Annotated in this window: 1 protein-coding gene; it reads right to left on the reverse strand. The window is 64.8% G+C overall.

Features of this window, described 5'->3' with window-relative positions:
* The coding region (locus tag H2O73_RS23485; protein ID WP_497997504.1) for a choice-of-anchor I domain-containing protein at positions 1-320 on the reverse strand (320 nt) is incomplete at its 3' end.
* Positions 321-355 lie beyond the last annotated feature (35 nt).

Raw genomic sequence — 355 nt, forward strand, 5'->3', positions numbered from 1 at the left:
CCGGAAGGCAGAAGCTGCTTGAGCACCGGTGCCGCCGGGTCGCTCACGTCATAGACCCCCACGACCGAGGCCCGCTCCGCCATGACAAAGACGAACGGCGTGCCGTCGAATACCCCGAATTCTATTCCCTCTGGCTCAACCCCCTTGGCATCCCAGCGCCGGTCCGGGTAATGCCCGATCTGCACAATGGCATGCTCGAAGGACGCGCCGGTTTCGAACAGCTCGGTGCCATCCTTGGCGAAGATCGTCATCCCCCGCGCCCCGCCATCCATGTCGCCCTCATTGGCGATGGCGAAATGGGTATCATCGATCCACTGCACCCCGTCGGGCTCCCGCACCCGGTCCGGCTGGCTCT

Source organism: Vibrio marinisediminis (genome assembly GCF_014050145.1).
GTDB lineage: Bacteria > Pseudomonadota > Gammaproteobacteria > Enterobacterales > Vibrionaceae > Vibrio > Vibrio marinisediminis.